Origin of the sequence: Bartonella sp. AA9NXGY (assembly GCF_042196845.1) — a bacterium.
Taxonomy (GTDB): domain Bacteria; phylum Pseudomonadota; class Alphaproteobacteria; order Rhizobiales; family Rhizobiaceae; genus Bartonella.
In genome coordinates this window covers 200,929-220,847 of the sequence record NZ_JBHIRB010000001.1, presented here as the reverse complement: position 1 = coordinate 220,847, position 19,919 = coordinate 200,929, and the positions used below count along the sequence as shown (strand labels likewise).

Genomic DNA, 19,919 nt, shown 5'->3' with positions numbered 1-19,919 from the left:
TTATTTAGAAAAATACCCCGCGGCTACATAGGTAGCTCGTTTTAGATTGTATCATAATGTGTTTTATTTATGTCTAAATACAATTTTTTAGTGTATTTTTTTAATTTAAGCAACTTTAAGTTGTTTATCTATGAGCCACTAAAAAACTCTAACTTAAGGCAGAAAAATTGAATAAAATTCAAAATGTTCACTTAAATTCAAGGAATAATTTGCATATCTGGAATTATAGATGAAAAAAATGCTCGTGCCCTTTAATGGGGCCCCTCTTCACGTAAAACAAAACGCCATTGGGTTGTACATTCACACACTTGTTTTAAAGAGATATCTCTCAACGCACCCAAGCCCATTTCGCGACGTCATCCATGAATGGTATACCGGTAAAGCCATTGAACCCCCATACGCTTATGGCGTAAGCAAACCGGTACCATCACACACTTTTCCAGCCCTAAAATGTTGCAACGCGACACCCTTTGGTACTTGAGGCAGTTTAATAAGAGGTATTTTTAGTTCTTTCTTGTACAATTTTTATCCACGCAGGCTTGCCTGCTTGTGACGTGCAAGAAAATGGTTTTGATTGATTCAACATAAACAGATTTGGAATGAGAGAATCCTATGATTTTCGCGACTCTCATTCAACATGCATAAAAATGAATTATTATTATAAATTCAGTATGTTGCCTTTAAAAGAGAGAGTATAAAGACATTTCTACTATTTGAGAAAGTCCTTAAACTCTCGAGAAGACATAGCCGAACGTTATCTGTTTAAGTTTGCAAAACAATTACATTTGTAAAGTTAATCAGCCATGCACACATATTTAGAAACTATAGCGTAATCCTAAAATACCTTGAAGAGCATTCTTAATCTTATGTCCTTTTAGATAATGTGCTTCCGCATAAAGTGTTAGTTTATCATTGACCGAACCGTTTAAACCAATTCCCAATTTACCCGCACTGCCTGATAAATCTGTAATAAATTTATACTGGTTATTAATTGTCGTATAATTATTATTTATATTCTCACGCAACCAAGCTGCCATAATGTAAGCTGTTAATGAAGTTTCTGAACTCACAAAAAATTCATGTCCTGCAGTCAATCCAACTTCACTGCGGAATGAAGTTAACGGGCTTAGATCACCTATCATTCCATTGGAAAGTTTTATTCTTTTACCTTCAACCTGCAAACCTGTTAGCTTGATATAAGGCTGCATCCAAGTATTCTGTGCCGGTTCAAAATAACAGCCAATCTCAAATGATCCACCTATCGCCCACTGATTGTAATGACTTTGAATGGCTAAACCATTCGTTGAGATGGCTTTCAAATCATCCTGGTAATAATTATATTTCAAAACACCATCCATATACCATCCACGATGATCAAAATAAGTTGCGTAAGTTCCAATGCTATAAGAGCTCAGATCACTATCACCACCTCGTGCATGAGAAATACGTACTTGATCATAACTCCCGAAACCACCAACATACAACTCTCCATGCCTTAATTCACTCAACTGATCAGCACCAAAGACTAAACCTGTCTGCCCAAGCTTAAAGTGTGTATGGCCTGTCGCAACACGTTCTCTGCTCTTAATCCCATAAGTCCATAGTTCGATATCCTTCTTATTTCTGTCCCAAATTTTTCTACCATTCCGTATAATTTGCAACTCATTATTAAAAATAAGCCCAGGAACTACGGACAACGTTAACACTGCATCTGTAGAGGGGGTTGTTGATGTTTCTCCAGGAAAAAAAGGATTTGTCGGATCTGGTATAGAAGGTTCTGGTCCATTGAGGCGGTCTGCCGATAAAAACCAAACTTTTCCATTTTCATCCTTTCTTTCTTTCAAATCATACATATAAGTTCCACCATCAATGGCGTTAATTTTTTCACCCTTAAGATCTGTCAGCGTAAAATGCGCTCCACCACTTTGATCCGTAATTAAATCACGCTTATTTGAAAAAGGATCCGTGATTTCAACTCCAGAATCAGCAACACTTATTGTATGTTTCCCAGCGCCTTTCTCAACCAAGAGATAATCACCACGGTTATGGGCAATCGTAGTATTGAACGCGAAATGTAAATTTCCTGAAAGATTATTCACATGAAGCTGAGAATAATATGGATCAGAACCTGTAAACGAAAAAATAACACTCCCTTCACCACTTAATTTTTGTATCAAAGAACTTTTTCCATCAAACTCATCAGTAATAGAGTATAGTTTTGTATCTTTTCCATTTAAAATAATATCTTCTACTGTGGTGCGTTGTTGATCATTTCCAGCATAAAGATGGATCTGCCCAGAATGGTTTACCTGTGTCTTGCCTTCTAATGTTGCTCCAGCATACACCCATGATTTTGTTTGATCATTCATTGTTAGATTTTTTACAGATCCATCAGTATATATTTCCTGAATAGCACTCTCATTTAAAGTGACTCCAATAGCCTGACCGCCTTTTAAGATACGTTGTTTACCACCACCAAAAACTTCTGTGTCAAATGCAAAACCACCATTTTTTGCACTTTGAGACTTTTGTCCAACCTCTTGGACACCCCCTTGCATAACTTTTGTATTCCAAACTTTTCCGCCATCATATACTTTTTGTTGGCCTAGTGTTTCATCTTGACCATAAATGATAGTATGAGAAGCACTACTGCCTTTAATCTCTCCTCCAATATCCCCCTCGCCGAAAACAAGCTGCTCACCGCCATAAATTTTAGTCCCCTCTACTTTCCCTCCATTTCCAACACTTTGGTGCCCGCCTTCTTTAACAACAGCATTTTTCGAAAAACCTTGTTTTCCCTTTAAAGCCTGAACATTTTCAATTCCACCATGTTCAATTTTACTATTCTCACTGAGTCCTCCTGCATACACATAAAGCTCTGCACCATTCCTTACAGTGTTATTAATGGATCGCCCTGGACTATCAATCTCACCATCATTTGAAATGTATGCTTTACCTTCATTATCAAGGATATAATTTTCTAATATTGCCCCATCTTTAATGGAAATAAGTTCAGGCTTTTTAAGAAACGCAGTATTTTGTTCTTGTGCATTATATCCAGCATTGTCACGATGACTGCTGTCAAGCTCCTGTTGACTCGCAAACACTCTAGCACCCTTATCCATGATAAAATCGCTAGGCTTTTTCAAAAAGTCTAATTCATTGCGCGTTCTTATCATGACATCATGAGAGGCTCCAAGTATGCATCTGCCTGTTTTCATATCCTCATTGTATTGATCGTGAAATACCTTATCATTTTCATAACTTGAAGATTGACAAAAAAGTGCTGCTCTTCCCTCATTTGCAGCAGCAGCTTGCACAAAACAGCTGCTCAACATGAGTATCCAACAATGTCGTTTCCATTTATATTGTAGAGCCATATCCTCCCCCCTTCACGCCTGCATAGACACTGAACGTAATTAGCTCTACAAAACATATTTTCAACCTTAGATTGCAACAATCCTTCTTAAAAATCCTCCTTATTTCATAAAAAACCGTTCTTTACAGTTTTTTTAATACTTTTTTGATCAAGAATATAAGGGCGTTTTTATAGTGCTTCTTTAGCATTTCCTCAGAATTTTCTTATCAAAAAAAAGTAATGCATAATCAAGTATATAAGGGTATACAGTTTATCATGAACAACGAAGCTGCGTGCTCTGAAAAATTGTTCTCTGATGCTGCATTAAAAACTTAAAAAAACTAATCATACATTTAAAGATAACTAAAAAATAACCATATCGTTAGAAACTATAGCGTACACCTAAAATACCCTGAAAGGACTGTTTTGTTTTATGTCCTTTAACATAATGGGCCTCACCATATAACTTTAACTTCTCACTCACAAAACTGCTTAAACCTAATCCTAACTTACCTGCATTGCCCGATAAGTCCGTGGTAAATGGATGACGTTGATTAATTAATGTTTGATTGTCATCTTTATTCTCACGCAACCATGCTGCTGTAATATACGCAAGCGATGAGGAATCCATGTGAGAACCAAATTCATATCCTAAAGATAAGCCAACCTCACTGCGTAATGAAGTAAATGGACGCATGTCACCTGTCATGCCATTCGATAACTTGATTTCTTTACCCTCAACACGCAACCATGTAAATTGTCCATAAGGCTGCAACCAACTGTTCTTTGACGTCTTAAGTCGATAACCAGCTTCAAAGGAAGTTCCCAATGCCCTTTGAGTATATGTTCCTTCAATCTCTAAACCATTCGTTGAAACGGCTTTTAGAGTATTTTGATAATGATTGTATTTTAAAATACCATCGAGATACCATCCACTATGATCAAAATAAGTGACATAAGCACCAATACCATAAGTATTGATTCCACTGTTACCCCCCCGTGCATGCGCAACACGGGCACGATCATAACTGCCAAAACCACCTATATAAAACTCTCCATTTTCCCACTCGCCTAAACCATTGATCCCCAAAACGATACCGGTCTGATCCAGTTTAAAATCTATATGCTCTGTCGCAATGCTCTCTTTAGATTTAATCGCATAAGTCCATAAAGCTGCATTCTTTTTACTTTTATCTAGAACTCCTCTTCCCGCACGTACGGTTTGCATTTCATTGTGAAAAACCATCACTGGAGCCACAGACATAGACAATACCGCATCTGTAGAGGGAGTGGTCAAAAAGTGAGAAACTGAAAGTTTCTCACTAAATTGTGGCAAAGGTTGTTCTTTATGAACTGGACGTAAAATCATTTGATCGGCTAAAGATTGAGAAGAGGTTGAAACAGCAGTTTGTTGTTTTTCATCAGAAAGAGGATGAGAACTTCCTGAACCTAAAACTTCAATAACGTGACTTCCAAGAGAGAAAACAGTTGGAGATACAGAAGCCTGAGATTTTTGCCTTAAGTTTTGGCAGTTCTCTCTTCGACGTGGCAATTTTATAACATGCGCTTGTGGTGCTGCAATCGTTGAAAGAGAAGAAACCGATTGATTTTGATTTAAATGCCGCACAGATCTGCTTCTACTACGTGGTAAACTGTTGAGAAATGAAACATTATCAATAAATACTGCAGATAAATACCAAACTTTTTCGCCCCCACCCTCATCAATTCTCTGTTTTAAACCATACGTATAGGTTCCGCCATCAATAGTTTTAACATTTGCACCAGAAAAGCTTCTCAGGGTAAAATGTGCTCCTCCACTTTGATCAAAAATTAAATCAAGTTCTGTTGAAGAAGGATCAACAATTTCAATACCAGAATCTACGACACTTATTGTATGAAAACCACTCCCATTCTCAATAAAGAGGTAATCACCTTTTCCTTCTGCAAGGCTAACATTAAGGTCAAAATGTAGACTCCCTGCTAGATTATCAATATAAAGCTGAGAGTAATATAAATCATCTTCAGAAGAAGTAAAAATGACTTTTCCTACACCGCTTAACTGCTGAATGCGTGTACTTTTATCGTCAAACCCACGAGCAACGGAGTATAATTGAGCGTCTTCTCCGTTTAATTCAATGTTTTCTACTATAGTTTGTTGACCATTATCTCCAGCATCAAGATGGAGCCCACCAAAATCCTGAACTTTTATTTCTCCTCCTAATATTGCACCAGGAGAAATCCATGAATTAGCATTACCTTCAATCGTTAGATTCTTTACAATTCCACCTGCATAGACTTCTTGAACACCACCAGTGCGTAAAATGACTGTATTTGCTTCACCTCCTGCTAAAACACGCTGCACACCCTCTGAAAAGATTTCAGCATTTACAGCTAAACCGCCGGCTTTTTCTGCAAAGTTATCATCATTAGGAAACCATTTAGCAAGAGTTTGTATTCCTCCACTCATCACTTTTGTTCCCACAGCCATCCCATCATCATATACATTCTGCTGTCCTGGCGTATCACCTTGACCATACAGTATCGTGTTATAAGCGCTGCTCCCCACAATTCCACCATTTACATAACCATCTCCGAAAACAAGCTGCTCCCCACCATAAATTTCAGCTCTCAATGCGGTTCCTCCTCCCTCCACTCTTTGTTTTCCATCCTCGTAAATAATCGTAAATTCTGAAATCCCTTGTTCCCCTACAATCTCAACACCACCATTTTCAATGGTTGTATTTTTACTGAAACCACCAGCTTCAACATAAAGTCTTCCTGATCCCTGAATTGTATTATTAATAGACTTCTTAAGAACACCTTGCTCTCCATCATCAGAGACATAAACTACGTTATCATCACCGAGCCAAGAGCTTTGTAGAATTCCTCCTCCTTCCCCAATGCTGTAATGAATTACATCAGAGATACTAAAATCTTTTGACGATGTCATATTTTCTTCTTTTTCAGGAAGCTTATCTATAGGCGACTCCACATGAGGTGAAGGAATTACAGGAGCAGAAGTTATTTGTGATGTAGCCAAAGACCAAGTCTTTCCCCCATTATCATCTTTTGTCTTTAAGCCATACATGTAAGCTCCACCATCAATCGTACTCGTCTCTTCACCAGAAAAATCTGTCAGAGTAAAATGCGCATTTCCGCTTTGAACATGAATTAAATCAAGCTCCAAAACTAAATTCTGATCTTGTAGAGGAGAATTGGTAATTTCAACACCAGAATCGATAACACTTATGGTGTGATTACCTGATCCTTGTTTTATCAGAAGATAATCACCGCGCTGTTCTGCAAAATTAGTATGCAACCTAAAATGTAAACTCCCTGAAAGATCATTGATCTCAAGTTTAGAGTAATGTGGATTAAACACGGTAGAAGTAAAAATAACACGACCATTCCCACTCAGATTCTCAATCAAAGAACTTTCACCATCTATATTAGAGGCAATCGCGTACAATTTTGTATCTCTGCCATTTAAGACAATTTTTTCTACTTCAGTACGAGATTGCTCTGCACCAGCATAAAGATAAATCCGTCCAGAATCATTAACCGTTGTCTTTCCTTCCAATGTTGCGCCACCATGTAACCATGATTGTGCTTGATCCTTAACGGTTAAATCTTTTACATAACCTCCTAAATCTATTGCCTGAAAAGCAGTCCCTTCTAAAAGAACGCCAATCGCGATTCCTCCCGCTAAAACATGTTGCTGTCCACCAGAAAAGACCTTCGTATCAAAGGCAAAACTGCTATACTCGTCTAGATCCTCTTCTCCATAAAGATTTTGTATCCCTCCTTCCATGATCTGTGTGTTAAAAACCTCTCCATCACCATACACATTCTGATATCCTCGCACTCCATTCTCACCAGAAACGATAGTGTCATAGGCGCTGCTCCTCACCGTCGCACCTTTAATATCAGACTTTCCTGAAACAAATTGCTCACCTCCGTAAATTTTAGCCCCTTCAGCTTTTCCCCCCTCTTTAACCTTTTGTTGCCCACCTTTATGAACAATAGTATCCTGTGAAAGACCCTGTGTTTTAATAAGCTCAGTGCCACCTCTTTGAATTGTCGTATACAAGCTAAAACCACCGCTATAAACGGAAAGCTTTCCACCATCTTTAACTGTATTACTAATTGAAGTTTCTCCATTGCTATCAACTTCCTTGCTACTCGTGTCAAAGCTAGGATCTGCAATAGAAATAGTTGTTCCTTGATCAATTGTGAGTTCTGTAAGTAAATCACTTGATGAACCAGTATATGGTTTCAATACACTATCAAAAACTTGAGAAGTTGTCTCATCAATGGTGTGGTTTGCATCTAAGTACCAAATTTTACCAGTACCCTTATTGTTTCTATGTTTCAAACTGTACCGATAGGTTCCGGCATCAACAGTTCCGATTTTTTCACCAAAAGTGTTTGTCAGAGTAAAATGGGCATTTCCGCTGCGATCAGTAATTAATTTAAGCTTTTTGTAAGAAGAATTTGTAATTTCACGCCCAGAATCAGCCACACTTATTGTGTGAGAACCAGAGCCCCTTTTTTTAATCACAAGATAATCACTAAGCTGCTTGGCAAAATTGACATTAAAATCGAAATGTAAAGAACCTGAAAGATCATCGATATTAAGCTGTGAATAATGCTTATTAGTCCCTAAAGACGTAAAAATAACTCTCCCATTTCCTTTTAAATTCTTAACATTAATCTCAGTTTTTTTGCCGTTATCTTCAGACGCAATAATGTATAGTTTGCTATCTTCTCCATTTAAATTAAGATTTTCTACTTCCGTAACAGCTTCACCATTTCCAGCATAGAGATAGAGGTTGCCAAAATCATTAACATTTGTATCCTTATCTAATATCGCACCGGCAAAAACCCATGATTGTGCTTGATGATTAATTGTTAGATTATCCACGTATCCAGAATCATATATCTTCTGAGTAGCTCTATCGTATAAAGTAACTTCGCTCGCATTCCCTCCTGCAAAGATATTCTGCATACCATTTTTAAAAAGTTCGGTACTCAGTGCAAAAGCCCCCTCATTAATTGTAAAATCTTCATCTTTTATATCGGCTGTATCAGCATCTTCTGAGAAACCGTTATGAAAATTCTCTTTACCATCAAGATTCTGGACACCACCTTTCATAATCTTTGTGTCAACAGCCATCCCCCCACTATAGACACTTTGTATTCCTAGCATTCCATCTGCAGCATGAATTTCAGTGCCATAAGCACTACTTGCCTTATCTTCACGCGACAAACCATCCCCAAGAAACCCCTTACCAAAAATAATCTGCTCACCGCCATGGATTTGAGCCCCTTCTGCATTTGCACCACTCTCAACAATTTGTTTTCCCCCTTTTTTAACAGCGGCATATTCCGAACTGCTCAAGTTTTGGACAAACTCAATCCCACCATGCTCAATTGTCGTATCCCTGCTAACACTTGCTGCATCAATGTAGAGTTTTCCCCCTTCTCTAACCGTATTATTAATGGAATAAGCTGCATCTTTATAGTTAAAGCTATTTATTTCAGAACCTTCAGAGTCACGGTTAGTAATATAGATCGTAGCACCATCGCTTATTATTGAATTTGGGAGTACTTCAAAGAATAGCTTTTCTAATCTCTTCCTTTCCTCTTCTGAAAGATCACTTCCTTCTACTGTCTGTTTATTCTCTATCTTTTTTGATCCCCCCTTTTTTTCTTTTAGTCCCCTCACTTCCGATAACAACTTTCTTGTCTCTTCTAGGTGTTCACTGATACTTACTGGTGTTAATAACTTTTCTCTTGGTGTAGCTACTCCATATGCACTCGCAATCTTGACAAAAAAACCACTGGCCATTACCGCACAAAAACTTAATTTCAATTTGCGTTGCATTATTTACACTCCATAATTTTAAATTTAAATTCTCCCATTTAGAAAAAAGTGCATAGATCAAAACAACACAACGTAATTGCTCAACCTCATGTCTTTTAAGATAGCAAAGCATTCGATGGATTAAGCTCTGACAGATCAAATATACACCATGTGTTTTAAAATGCATGCACAACTAAAAGATTTAATTTGTTTTAGATACACTTTAAAAGTGTTATAATTGCATCCATGAAAAATATTTTTAATATTTTGAGACACTAAACACTGATCTACGAATAAGATTGATTCCTTAATAGATAAAAATGGCATTAAACTTTAAAGGAAACAGCAATGTGAATGAGAGCTGCGTTTATGGCCACCTATTGCCATCTTCTACAGCATTTAAAACAGTGTCTTTATTTTATTCAATATGGATAATATATAGATCACTTATTCATACTCATCAGTCCATAATCATTGTTCTAATATATAACGAAGTGTCATAATATTGACTCGACACCGATTTGAAATTTCTATAGTTATAGTCAGTTAACTCGTCATTTGATTTGTCATATACTAAAAGGGACATTCTATTCATGTCTATAAACTCAGAAATGAAAGCTACAAGCAACAGAAACTCCCCTCGTCGGATTTTATTTGCAAGCCTTATTGGCCCAACAATTGAATTCTTTGATTTTTATGTCTTTGGCACTGCCGCAGCTCTTATATTTCCTCATGTGTTTTTTCCAACACAAAATGATCAAATTGCTATTTTACAATCTTTCCTAATATTTGGAGCAGCCTTTTTTGCCCGCCCTTTTGGATCAGTTGTTTTTGGACATTTTGGAGATAAGATTGGAAGAAAAGCAACACTTATCGCTTCTCTTCTCACAATGGGTCTTTCAACAGTCATTATTGGTTTTCTTCCTACTTATGAAATAGCTGGGTGGTTTGCCCCTTTCCTCTTAACCTTGTGCCGTATTGGACAGGGAATTGGATTAGGAGGAGAATGGGGAGGAGCTGTTTTGCTCGCTACAGAAAATGCCCCTCCAGAAAAGCGCGGCTGGTATGCAATGTTTCCCCAATTAGGCGTTTCAATAGGTTTGTTTTTATCTATTGCTGTTTATTTGGGTCTGCTGCATTTCCTTGATCGTGAAGAACTTTTAGCTTGGGGATGGCGTATTCCTTTTATTGCTTCAGTTGTTTTTATGATTATAGGATTATGGGTCCGTCTTTCAATCAATGAAACTGTTCAATTCAAAAAAACTCTTGAAAGTAAAAAACATGTCAAAGTTCCTATCATAGATGTCTTTTTAAAATGTCCACGAATCCTATTTCTTGGAATATTTTCTGGTATGGCAACTTTTGTTTTGTTTTACTTGGTTACTACATATTTGTTAAGCTATTCAACAAACCATTTGCAATTGCCATTTCATCAAGCTCTTCAAATCGAAATTGTCGGTGCTATTTTTTGTGGGATTTTTACTGTCATCACGGGAAGACTCGCTGACCGTATTAGACGTAGAACTTTGATGATTTGGATTACAATCATCACCGGTATTTATTCTTTCGCAATTCCTTATTTCTTAAATTCTGGAGTTATAGGAGTCCTTGCAATGTCTGTCATTGGCTTATCTCTCATGGGAATGATATACAGTCCTCTTGGTGCTGTTTTGGCTTCACCATACCCAACAGCAATTCGATATACCGGTTCTTCTATTACTTTCAATTTATCTGCTATTGTAGGAGCATCTCTCGCGCCTTATATTGCAGAATATCTGGTGCAACATTTCGATACATCTTATATCGGTTATTATTTGCTTCTTGCTTCTTTTATTTCACTGATTTGCTTCGTCGGATTTACAGATGATGAAATATCCAACTAAAATATAATAACGAAGAATAAAATAAGGACTGGCGGCAAAAATGCTGCCAGTTTCGTTTTTAAAGATAGGGGTTGAGGTATTTTCCACCACAATATTCCTGCAAACAAGGCACTCAAAAAGAAAAATAAAAAATCTGCAATATTGCTTATATAAGAAACAGCAAACATTTCTGATAAGATATGCGTTGTCCCCAACCATGAAACGCAAAAGAAGGCCAACATCACAGCCCATAAAACAAGCAAAATTCGATCAATAATTATCATTATGGCGTTTCGTTTTTTTAATTATAGTCCATATATTTAACATGCCTAAAAGAAAAATCACAATAAAAACCCAACGCCCTCCCCCTGAGCCTTCCGTAATAAAAAGTGCAGGATTTACTATTCCCAGTAATCCTATAAAAATCAGAACAATAGATACAAGACGCATTAAACCTGTTTTTCCCAGCGACAATCTTCAGTCTGTTGCCAATACGTTAAATTATGATTTTCCATTTTATATTTTTTCCACTGTGCACGAACGAGATTCAACTGCTCTTCACTTCTACCATCAAATATCACGACAAGCCGTTGATAAGCATCAATATCCGAACAAACAGCTCCCTCTATGAGAAAACGAATCTTTGAATCATTCGGATTTTCTTGTCCTGTCGTAAGAAATACAGGCTGAAAGTTTGGATATTGATCACACTCCGTTCCATGTCCAATAAATGATTCATCAGTATAAACCCATAAATGTATATCTATAGAATCGCGTTGTTCTTTACTCACACATTGTATTGTTACTTTACCAAAACGAGCCAATGCACGCTCCACAAGCGTCGGCAAAATATCCTTCAGCGTTGACTGCGTCAAATGATAGAATAAAATATCCAATCTCTTAAGCCTTCATCATTCTTTATAAAAAGCTAACATCTTTTTAAAAAAAATTCTATATCCCTAATACAAAGGAAACGGTTCAAGATATAAACCCTCTTTTTTGATTGAGATGCATTATCTTTTTGCACGTGTCTTTAAAAGACAAAAATTTTTATCTTCAACGTTAATAAAAAAGTTTTTTAAGTTATTTTCTAGATTCTTTGTAGACTATAGTTGAAAATAAAATATAATGTACGGAAAATTTAAAGAGGACCTCATAGGCAATTTTATATTATTTATTTGGTAAAAATATCCAATTCATGAAAGGGTATTTTTTCAAACTTTATTACATTTTAACCGAAAGCAGTAAGAATATTTGCTATCGAATTAAAAACTGAGGATTTTCCCCAATTTATGCGTATTATTGAGTTCTACATCCTGAAACGTGTCATTGTTTTGTTTAGTTCTGTCATGATTGCAGCAGTGGGCGTTAGTTGGACTATACAAATTCTTGCACGGATAAACTTTCTCACAACAAGTAAACAAACACTCCTCACAGTCTTACAATTTTCACTCTCATTGGTTCCTTCTGTTATTTTTGTTGTCATTCCGTTTGCATTAGTCATCGCAATTACAACCATCCTCTCAGCAATGCATCAAGACTCAGAACTTGCTGTCATCAATGCCTCTGGTTTTCCTAAAAGTACTGTTTGGAAACCTATCCTTCTTCTTGCTATTGTTGCATCCTGTATCTCCTTTTCTATAGCTAATTTTGTTGTTCCTCAAGCGCGTCTTCATATGCGACAAATGCTAGCAAGCGCTCATTTTGATCTTATTAATCTATTCATTAGTGAAGGGAGCTTCCAAAAACTCGCCAATAACCTTTACATAGAAATTGGCGAACGAAATCCAAATGGAACACTTGAACGCCTTTTCATTGCCGACCAGCGTGATCCTAAGACTGATCTTTTTTATTATGCAACAGACGCATCCATTGTGAGCAATAAAAACGGCAGTTTTCTGGTTCTCAATAACGGTGAAATAGAAAGAGTCAATCATCAAAATAACAGTGTTTCAATCGTGCAATTTAGCTCATATACTTTTAGCCTAGGAGAGTTTATCCCTAGTGATAAAACACCTACTCTTTATCCAAAAGATCGGTCTCTTTCTTATTTACAAAACCCTGACCCAAAAGATCCCTACTATCAACGAAAACCACTCCAATATAAAGCTGAATTTCACCGCAGATTAACACAATGGCTCTACCCTATTGTTTTTTCACTTATTGCATTAGCAGCAGCAGGGGATGTACGCTCCCATCGACAAGCTCGTCATTCCGCAAATATCTCGGCAATTGCCCTTTCTTTTCTGGTGTATTGGATAGGATATTTTTTCGCAGAAAAAGCAAAAAGCGATCTTGCATACGTTCCTCTCCTTTATATTATACCTATAGGAACAAGTGCATTTGTCTTTTTTATGCTTTTAACGAATCATAAAATTGGGCTTCCCACAAAAGTTAATGAGATACTTCAAATCGCTTTTCAAAAAATAATGAACAAATTTGAACATCGAAAATCTCAAGATTCCTCGGATAAAATATCATGATTGGGTGGACACTTGGACGATATTTTTTTATACGGTATCTTAAAATAACTTGTTATTTCTGGGGAAGCATTTTTGTTCTTGCTCTTTTAATCGATTTCACAGAGAATTCCGGTAGGCTATCTTCCCTTCCGCATTATACAGCAAAAGATGCATTTTTCCTCTCTGTTTTACGCATCCCTTTTATCATGCAACAACTTATCCCTTTCATTGCACTCTTTTCTGCAATGGCAACGCTTATCTCGCTCAACAAAAAACTTGAACTTGTGGTGACTCGTTCAATCGGTGTTTCTGCATGGCAATTTCTTATGCCAGCTTGTTTTGGAGCTTTTCTTTTAGGATTATTTTCAATTCTTCTCATTAATCCACTTGCTGCATGGGGATTTTCTCAAGCAGAAAAAAAGATGACTGAATGGCGCAATCACAATGTACTAACACCTCTTCACAATACAAGTATCCACTGGTTAACACAACGTACAAATTTAGGCAGAACAACCATTGGTGCTAAATCTATCACCGATCAAGGACTTTCTCTTCTCGATGCCACCTTTGTACAATACAATGACAATGCAACCGTTAAAAATTGGATTAACGCCCCAAAAGCAACCTTGACTAATGGATTTTGGCTATTAACAAATGGAACAATCTATAAAATAGGGTATCCTCCTGAAAAATTTACCGTGTTGCAAATAAAAACCAATCTAAAACCTGAATTTTTAACGGAACGTTTAGTGAATCCCGCAACTATTCCATTTTACCAATTGCCAAAAAAAATTATGATTGCACGTTCATTTGGCTATTCTGCTAATAATTTTGATATGTATTTCCAATCTTTGATTGCATTACCGGCATTGCTTGTGGCAATGACCCTCATTGCAGCAACTGTATCTTTAAATTTTACACGTTTTGGGCAATCTAGAATGTTGATTCTTGGTGGCGTAATAGCTGGGTTTATGCTTTATGTTATTTCCGTACTTGTTCAAGCTTTCGGTAATGCTGGATATATTCCACCAATTATTGCAGCTTGGACACCCGTTGTTATTGCGTTATTCTTAGGAATCTCTTTTTTACTTCATAAAGAGGATGGCTAAGTGAAAGCATTAACACTTAAAAAAACTATTTTAACAAAATTAAGTGCTCTCGCTTTTAAAAGTGTTGTGGGGGGTATTTTAGGAAGTGCTTTGTCTTATTGTGCGCACGCTCAAAGCCTTCAATCTCCTTCTCAAAGTCGCATTCAAAATCTGGAACCTCCTCTTTTGCTCTCTGCGGATGAACTCATCTACAATCGTGATGAAAACACTGTTTCTGCACACGGTAATGTCCAAATCGAATATGATGGCAATAAAGTTGTCGCTCAAAAAATTATTTACAATCAAAAAACAGGACGGCTTATAGCACAAGGGAACGTTGAAATTACTCAAAAGGATGGTAATAAAATTTATTCCAACCAAATTGATATGACCAAAGATCTTGGCGAGGGTTTTGTAAACGCCCTACGTATTGATACAGCCAACAATGTTCACTTTTCAGCCCAAAATGCTACACGCAAACACAATCACATAACAGTCTTTGAAAATGCAACCTATACAGCCTGTGAACCTTGCTCTTATAAACCAGATAGAGACGTCCTATGGAAAATTAAAGCAAGAAAGATCATATGGAATAATAGCGTCAAAAAAATTCGGTTTGAAAATAGCAGTTTTGAAGTTTTTGGTGTACCGATTATAAAATTTCCAAATTTTGAGATCTATGATCCAACTGTCAGGCGTGCTAGCGGTCTGCTTACTCCTCATTTTTTTTATACTGATTATCTCGGTATGGGGATAAAGAATTCTTATTTCTGGAATCTCGCCCCCCATTATGATTTTACCCTTTCTTCTACGGTTTATACCCAACAAGGGCTTTTAACCGAAGGGGAATGGCGTCAGCGTTTAAAAACGGGCCGTTATAACATTCGCTTTGCTCATATATATCAAATGAAACCGCATAGATTTGATAATGATACGATTGATGCCCAACATAAAAACCGTTATATGCTGGCGACAAAGGGGGATTTTCGTATTAACTCACACTGGACTTATGGATGGGATATTCTTGCACAATCAGATCGGCATTTTAGTCGTGCCTATAAACTTGAAAACTATAACAATCCTACACAACTTTCTCAGATCTATCTGAATGGTCTTGCAGGAAAAAATTATTTTGATATGCGTTTTTATCATTTTAAAGTTCAAGATTCAATACTGAATGATCCTCATTATGAACGTCACTCTCGACAAGCGTGGGTCTTACCACGCATCGATTATTTTTTCACACCAGATGAACCCATTTATAATGGAGAGCTTACCTTCCATAGTAATATGCAATCAGTTTATCGTCGCCATGCTGACTTCAGTTCACCCGACCAGAACGGAAACCCTCTCAACACAGTAAGACTTTCTGGTATGGCTGGAAATAGTTTGCGTTTAACAAACGAGCTTCAGTGGAGAAAGCGCTTCAACACGCACAATGGACTCATCTTGACCCCTCTTCTCTCTCTACGAGCTGATATCATTACAACCAATGCAAGCGAAAATCACACAGATTTTATAGAAAACAATACCTTATCCGCAATTCATGGTTCAGCAATTCGTGGCATGGCAACAGCAGGGTTGGAACTACGCTATCCCTTCCTCATTACAGCTGATCATTCTACACATATTATAGAACCAACTGCACAAATTTTTATACGCAATAATGAACAATATATTGGACAAATTCCTAATGAAGATGCTCAAAGCTTTGTCTTTGATGCAACCACTCTCTTTCAACGAGACAAATTTTCTGGTTATGATCGTGTAGAAGGTGGTACAAGAGCCAATATAGGTATAAGATATTCTGGAAGCCTTAATGATAATTGGTCTCTTTATGGTCTCATTGGACAATCCTTTCATCTAGCAGGAAAGAATTCTTTTGCAGAAAAGGACTTTATCAATGTCGGTACTCATTCTAGCTTAGAGGCAAAACGTTCAGACTATGTTGCAATGTTTGGTACAACCCATAAAAGTGGTTTTTCCTTAGAAACGCGTGGACGCTTTGATAAAAAAACAGGAAAAATCCGCCGTAGTGAAATCGAAGCATCACAAAAATGGCAAAATTTTTGGGCGGCTCTACAATATGCCTATATCGCAAAGCAACCAGATTATGAATATTCTCAAGAGCGCCAAGAAATTTCTTTTCAAACAGGACTTAAATTGGCAGATTATTGGTCCATTAATAGCAACGCCGGTTATGATTTAGTATCTGGTACATTTATAAAGCGAGGAATTAGCTTGAGTTATATGGATGAATGTTTCGGGTTAACATTCGGTTATCAACAGGTAACGAATCCAGGCAGGAAAGCACCCTTGCAAAACTTTAATTTCTCTCTTTCATTGCGTACGATTGCAGATATCGGAAAAAAGATAGATTAATTTATAAAGGGAATGTATCAGTCATTTAACTTATCATTGTTTTTATGAAAGAAAGCGTGTATTTTAAGTTGTTGATGAGAATTAATAAACAATGCGAAAGCCTATTTACATGAATAAATTGAAAAAGCGTTTTCTTGCTTTATTTTATATTGCATCTTTGAGCGTAAGTAGCCTGCTAATAAATGGATTTTTGATTCCGACAGTCTTTGCGCAGACTTCTATTGTTGTTACAGTTAATGGCAACCCCATCACAAATTATGATATACAAAGACGCCTTGCTTTTCTCAGGCTACAACAAAAGCAAGGCAATTTGGTGGCACAGGCTAAAAAAGAGCTTATTGACGAAAAGCTAAAAAATATTGAAATAAAACGTCGTAATATTGAAGTAAGCAATGATGAAGTTGATAGAGCTTTTGAGAATTTTGCGACACAAAATAATATGACGATTGATCAGCTCAACCAGATTCTGATCCAAACTGAGATCACAGTGCAACACTTTAAAGATTACATCCGTGGACAAATAGGATGGGGGCGTCTTGTTAGCGCACGCTATCAAGCTGAAACAGGTATGATTAGCGAACAAGAAGCTGTACGCAGAATATTAAAAAATGGTGGTGTAAAACCTTCAACCAACGAATATACATTACAGCGAATTGTTTTTGTCATTCCTGCACATCGTCGTTCAGAGATCTTTGAAAGACGTCAAAGAGAAGCAAGTAATTTTCGCGCACATTTCCGTGGATGTGCCAATGCTCACAATCAAGCAAGAGGTATTTTAGACGTTACTATCCGCCACTTAGGAAAGTTTCTGGAGCCACAACTTCCTAATGCATGGGAACAAGCTATTCTTGCAACGCCTGCTGGAAAGATGACAAAATTACAAGAAACATCTGATGGAATCGAAGCAATTGCTGTCTGCAAAATAAAAAGAGTTTCTGATGATTATGTCGCTCGACTGATATTTTCTCTTCAAGATAGTAAAAAAAGAAGCCCGCAAAAACTTGAAGAATTAAGCGACAAATATTTAGGAGAACTGCGCCGAGTGGCACGCATTCAAAATTCATAATGGCTGCTCTTATTGTTAGCGGTGGTGATCCTGCCGGAATTGGTCCTGAAATAGTATTAAAAGCGTGGAATTTGCGTGTTACGCGCCAAATTCCACCTTTTGTACTTCTTGCTGATCCAGATGTTATTCGTTCGCGCGCTCGTTTTTTACAGATTGATGTTGAGGTGCAATCTGTTTTAATCAATAATCCTGCAAAAAATTTTCAAAACGCTCTTCCTATCATACCGTTAAAAAACAAACAAAGTGATCAATTAGGTATACCTTCATCGAATAATGCCGCTGGAATTATTGAAGCAATTAAACGCTGTGTTCAATTGATTCAAAATGGCCATGCATGTGCACTTATCACTTGTCCTATTGCAAAAAAGAGTCTTTATGATGCCGGTTTTCAATTTCCAGGTCATACAGAACTTTTAGCCGATTTAGCCCATAAAGCTTTTCATAAATGTTATCATCCAGTTATGATGTTAGCAGGACCCCGATTAAAAACAGTACCAATAACTGTTCATATTCCATTTAAAAATGTTCCTTCACAGCTTACCCGTGATTTAATTATTCAAACGGTACTTATTACTGAATATGACTTAAAAACAAGGTTTAAAATAACGTCACCCCGACTAGCTGTTGCTGGTCTTAATCCTCATGCTGGAGAAGGAGGTGCAATGGGAAAAGAAGATATTGAAATTATCACTCCTGCTATTGAATATCTTAAAAAGAAAGGACTCAATATTGCAGGCCCGCTGCCTGCCGACACAATGTTCCATGAATGCGCAAGAAAAGCATATGACGTTGCCATTTGTATGTATCATGATCAAGCCCTTATCCCTGTTAAGACATTAGACTTTGATAGCACTGTTAATGTCACGTTAGGTCTACCTTTTATTCGCACGTCTCCAGATCACGGGACTGCTTTTGACATTGCTGATAAAGGGATAGCCTCTCCCGAAAGCTTTATTGCTGCTCTTAAACTTGCAAATCAACTTGCAAAAAATAGTTTAAACCCATGCCAATAGATAATCTCCCTCCTCTGCGTGAGGTCATTGATATATATGGATTACAAGCGCATAAATCTTTGGGGCAGAATTTTCTTTTTGATCTTAATTTAACATCTAAAATTGCTCATCAAGCAGGCAATATAGAAGGAAAACCTGTTCTTGAAATTGGTCCTGGTCCTGGAGGTCTCACACGTGCCTTGCTAGCAAAGGGTGCCATTGTAACAGCAATAGAACGCGATGAGCGCTGCATACCGGCTCTCTTAGAAATAGAAAAACACTATCCTAAAAAATTAAAAGTTATTTGTAATGATGCACTGAAGCAAGATTTCTCAAAACTCTTTGAAACAAGCCCTGTAAAACCGCGCATTATTGCAAATCTTCCCTATAATATTGGGACACAACTCTTATTAAATTGGCTTTTGACTGAACCATGGCCTCCTTTTTATGAATCAATGACATTGATGTTTCAACGTGAAGTTGCCAAACGGATTACAGCTAAACCTCAATCTACTCATTATGGACGTCTTAGTGTCTTAACTGGCTGGCGTACCACTGCTAAAATTGCTTTTGATGTCCCCCCTCAAGCCTTCATACCAATACCTAAAGTAACGTCTTCCGTTGTTCATATTATTCCGCGAATACAACCTCTTTCCTGCTCTGCACAAAAACTAAGCCTCGTCACAAAAACCGCCTTTGGGCAAAGACGAAAAATGCTTCGTCAAAATCTCAAAATACTTGGAGGTGAAGAGCTATTAGAAAAAGCTGGAATTGATGGAACGCGCCGTGCTGAAACGCTCTCGATTTCTGAATTTGTAACTTTAGCGCATCTAGTGCTCTAAA

The 19,919-nt window shown here is 37.2% G+C and carries 12 protein-coding genes and 1 pseudogene; 7 read left to right on the top strand and 6 right to left on the bottom strand.

Going from position 1 to position 19,919, the window contains the following annotated elements; translation table 11 throughout:
- Positions 1-266: 266 nt before the first annotated feature.
- The 3 genes and pseudogenes from ACFIM6_RS00915 to bafA (ACFIM6_RS00905) all read right to left on the bottom strand — a co-directional run.
- Positions 267-492, bottom strand: a pseudogene (locus tag ACFIM6_RS00915) (hypothetical protein); the annotation flags it as partial.
- 323 nt (positions 493-815) lie between these two features.
- Positions 816-3,380 carry a BafA family autotransporter gene (gene bafA, locus ACFIM6_RS00910; protein ID WP_375611249.1) on the bottom strand — a complete coding sequence of 855 codons (2,565 nt, stop codon included), beginning with the start codon at positions 3,378-3,380 and terminating at the stop codon, positions 816-818.
- Between the two features lie 360 nt (positions 3,381-3,740).
- Positions 3,741-9,245 (bottom strand): BafA family autotransporter, encoded by a 5,505-nt coding sequence (bafA, locus tag ACFIM6_RS00905; protein ID WP_375611248.1) that lies wholly within the window; start codon positions 9,243-9,245, stop codon positions 3,741-3,743.
- Positions 9,246-9,817: 572 nt separating this feature from the next.
- Between bafA (ACFIM6_RS00905) and ACFIM6_RS00900 the strand changes: the two genes are divergently transcribed.
- Positions 9,818-11,107 carry an MFS transporter gene (locus ACFIM6_RS00900; protein ID WP_375611247.1) on the top strand — a complete coding sequence of 430 codons (1,290 nt, stop codon included), beginning with the start codon at positions 9,818-9,820 and terminating at the stop codon, positions 11,105-11,107.
- Here ACFIM6_RS00900 and ACFIM6_RS00895 read toward each other — a convergent pair.
- Genes ACFIM6_RS00895 through ACFIM6_RS00885 form a run of 3 tightly spaced genes read right to left on the bottom strand, consistent with a single transcriptional unit; the run spans position 11,104 to position 11,982 of the window.
- On the bottom strand, positions 11,104-11,370 hold the full coding sequence (locus ACFIM6_RS00895) for a hypothetical protein (RefSeq protein WP_375611246.1): 267 nt from the start codon (positions 11,368-11,370) through the stop codon (positions 11,104-11,106). The genes ACFIM6_RS00900 and ACFIM6_RS00895 overlap by 4 nt on opposite strands.
- Positions 11,357-11,536: a hypothetical protein gene (locus tag ACFIM6_RS00890; RefSeq protein WP_375611245.1), complete on the bottom strand. Its 180-nt coding sequence runs from the start codon at positions 11,534-11,536 to the stop codon at positions 11,357-11,359. The genes ACFIM6_RS00895 and ACFIM6_RS00890 overlap by 14 nt, the downstream gene beginning before the upstream one ends.
- Complete coding sequence (locus tag ACFIM6_RS00885) at positions 11,536-11,982, bottom strand: DNA polymerase III subunit chi (protein WP_375611244.1); 447 nt, start codon at positions 11,980-11,982, stop codon at positions 11,536-11,538. The genes ACFIM6_RS00890 and ACFIM6_RS00885 overlap by 1 nt, the downstream gene beginning before the upstream one ends.
- A 396-nt stretch (positions 11,983-12,378) precedes the next feature.
- Here ACFIM6_RS00885 and lptF point away from each other — a divergent pair, with 396 nt between their 5' ends.
- From lptF to rsmA, 6 genes are all read left to right on the top strand, one after another.
- A complete protein-coding gene (lptF, locus tag ACFIM6_RS00880) occupies positions 12,379-13,569 on the top strand; it encodes an LPS export ABC transporter permease LptF (protein WP_375611243.1) in 1,191 nt (396 codons plus the stop codon).
- Complete coding sequence (gene lptG / locus ACFIM6_RS00875; RefSeq protein WP_375611242.1) at positions 13,566-14,657, top strand: LPS export ABC transporter permease LptG; 1,092 nt, start codon at positions 13,566-13,568, stop codon at positions 14,655-14,657. The genes lptF and lptG overlap by 4 nt, the downstream gene beginning before the upstream one ends.
- On the top strand, positions 14,658-17,018 hold the full coding sequence (locus ACFIM6_RS00870) for an LPS-assembly protein LptD (protein ID WP_375611241.1): 2,361 nt from the start codon (positions 14,658-14,660) through the stop codon (positions 17,016-17,018).
- A 109-nt stretch (positions 17,019-17,127) separates the two neighbouring features.
- On the top strand, positions 17,128-18,084 hold the full coding sequence (locus ACFIM6_RS00865; RefSeq protein WP_375611240.1) for a SurA N-terminal domain-containing protein: 957 nt from the start codon (positions 17,128-17,130) through the stop codon (positions 18,082-18,084).
- Positions 18,084-19,097 carry a 4-hydroxythreonine-4-phosphate dehydrogenase PdxA gene (gene pdxA, locus ACFIM6_RS00860; RefSeq protein WP_375611239.1) on the top strand — a complete coding sequence of 338 codons (1,014 nt, stop codon included), beginning with the start codon at positions 18,084-18,086 and terminating at the stop codon, positions 19,095-19,097. Before ACFIM6_RS00865 ends, pdxA begins: the two co-directional genes overlap by 1 nt.
- Positions 19,088-19,918, top strand: a complete 831-nt coding sequence (gene rsmA / locus ACFIM6_RS00855) for a 16S rRNA (adenine(1518)-N(6)/adenine(1519)-N(6))-dimethyltransferase RsmA (RefSeq protein ID WP_375611238.1) — start codon at positions 19,088-19,090, stop codon at positions 19,916-19,918. The genes pdxA and rsmA overlap by 10 nt, the downstream gene beginning before the upstream one ends.
- Position 19,919 lies beyond the last annotated feature (1 nt).

Coding starts and splice junctions, on each gene's coding strand:
- bafA (WP_375611249.1), bottom strand. CDS start 3,380: ATGGCTCTACAATATAAATGGAAACGACATTGTTGGATACTCATGTTG.
- bafA (WP_375611248.1), bottom strand. CDS start 9,245: ATGCAACGCAAATTGAAATTAAGTTTTTGTGCGGTAATGGCCAGTGGT.
- ACFIM6_RS00900 (WP_375611247.1), top strand. CDS start 9,818: ATGTCTATAAACTCAGAAATGAAAGCTACAAGCAACAGAAACTCCCCT.
- ACFIM6_RS00895 (WP_375611246.1), bottom strand. CDS start 11,370: ATGATAATTATTGATCGAATTTTGCTTGTTTTATGGGCTGTGATGTTG.
- ACFIM6_RS00890 (WP_375611245.1), bottom strand. CDS start 11,536: ATGCGTCTTGTATCTATTGTTCTGATTTTTATAGGATTACTGGGAATA.
- lptF (WP_375611243.1), top strand. CDS start 12,379: ATGCGTATTATTGAGTTCTACATCCTGAAACGTGTCATTGTTTTGTTT.
- lptG (WP_375611242.1), top strand. CDS start 13,566: ATGATTGGGTGGACACTTGGACGATATTTTTTTATACGGTATCTTAAA.
- ACFIM6_RS00865 (WP_375611240.1), top strand. CDS start 17,128: ATGAATAAATTGAAAAAGCGTTTTCTTGCTTTATTTTATATTGCATCT.
- pdxA (WP_375611239.1), top strand. CDS start 18,084: ATGGCTGCTCTTATTGTTAGCGGTGGTGATCCTGCCGGAATTGGTCCT.
- rsmA (WP_375611238.1), top strand. CDS start 19,088: ATGCCAATAGATAATCTCCCTCCTCTGCGTGAGGTCATTGATATATAT.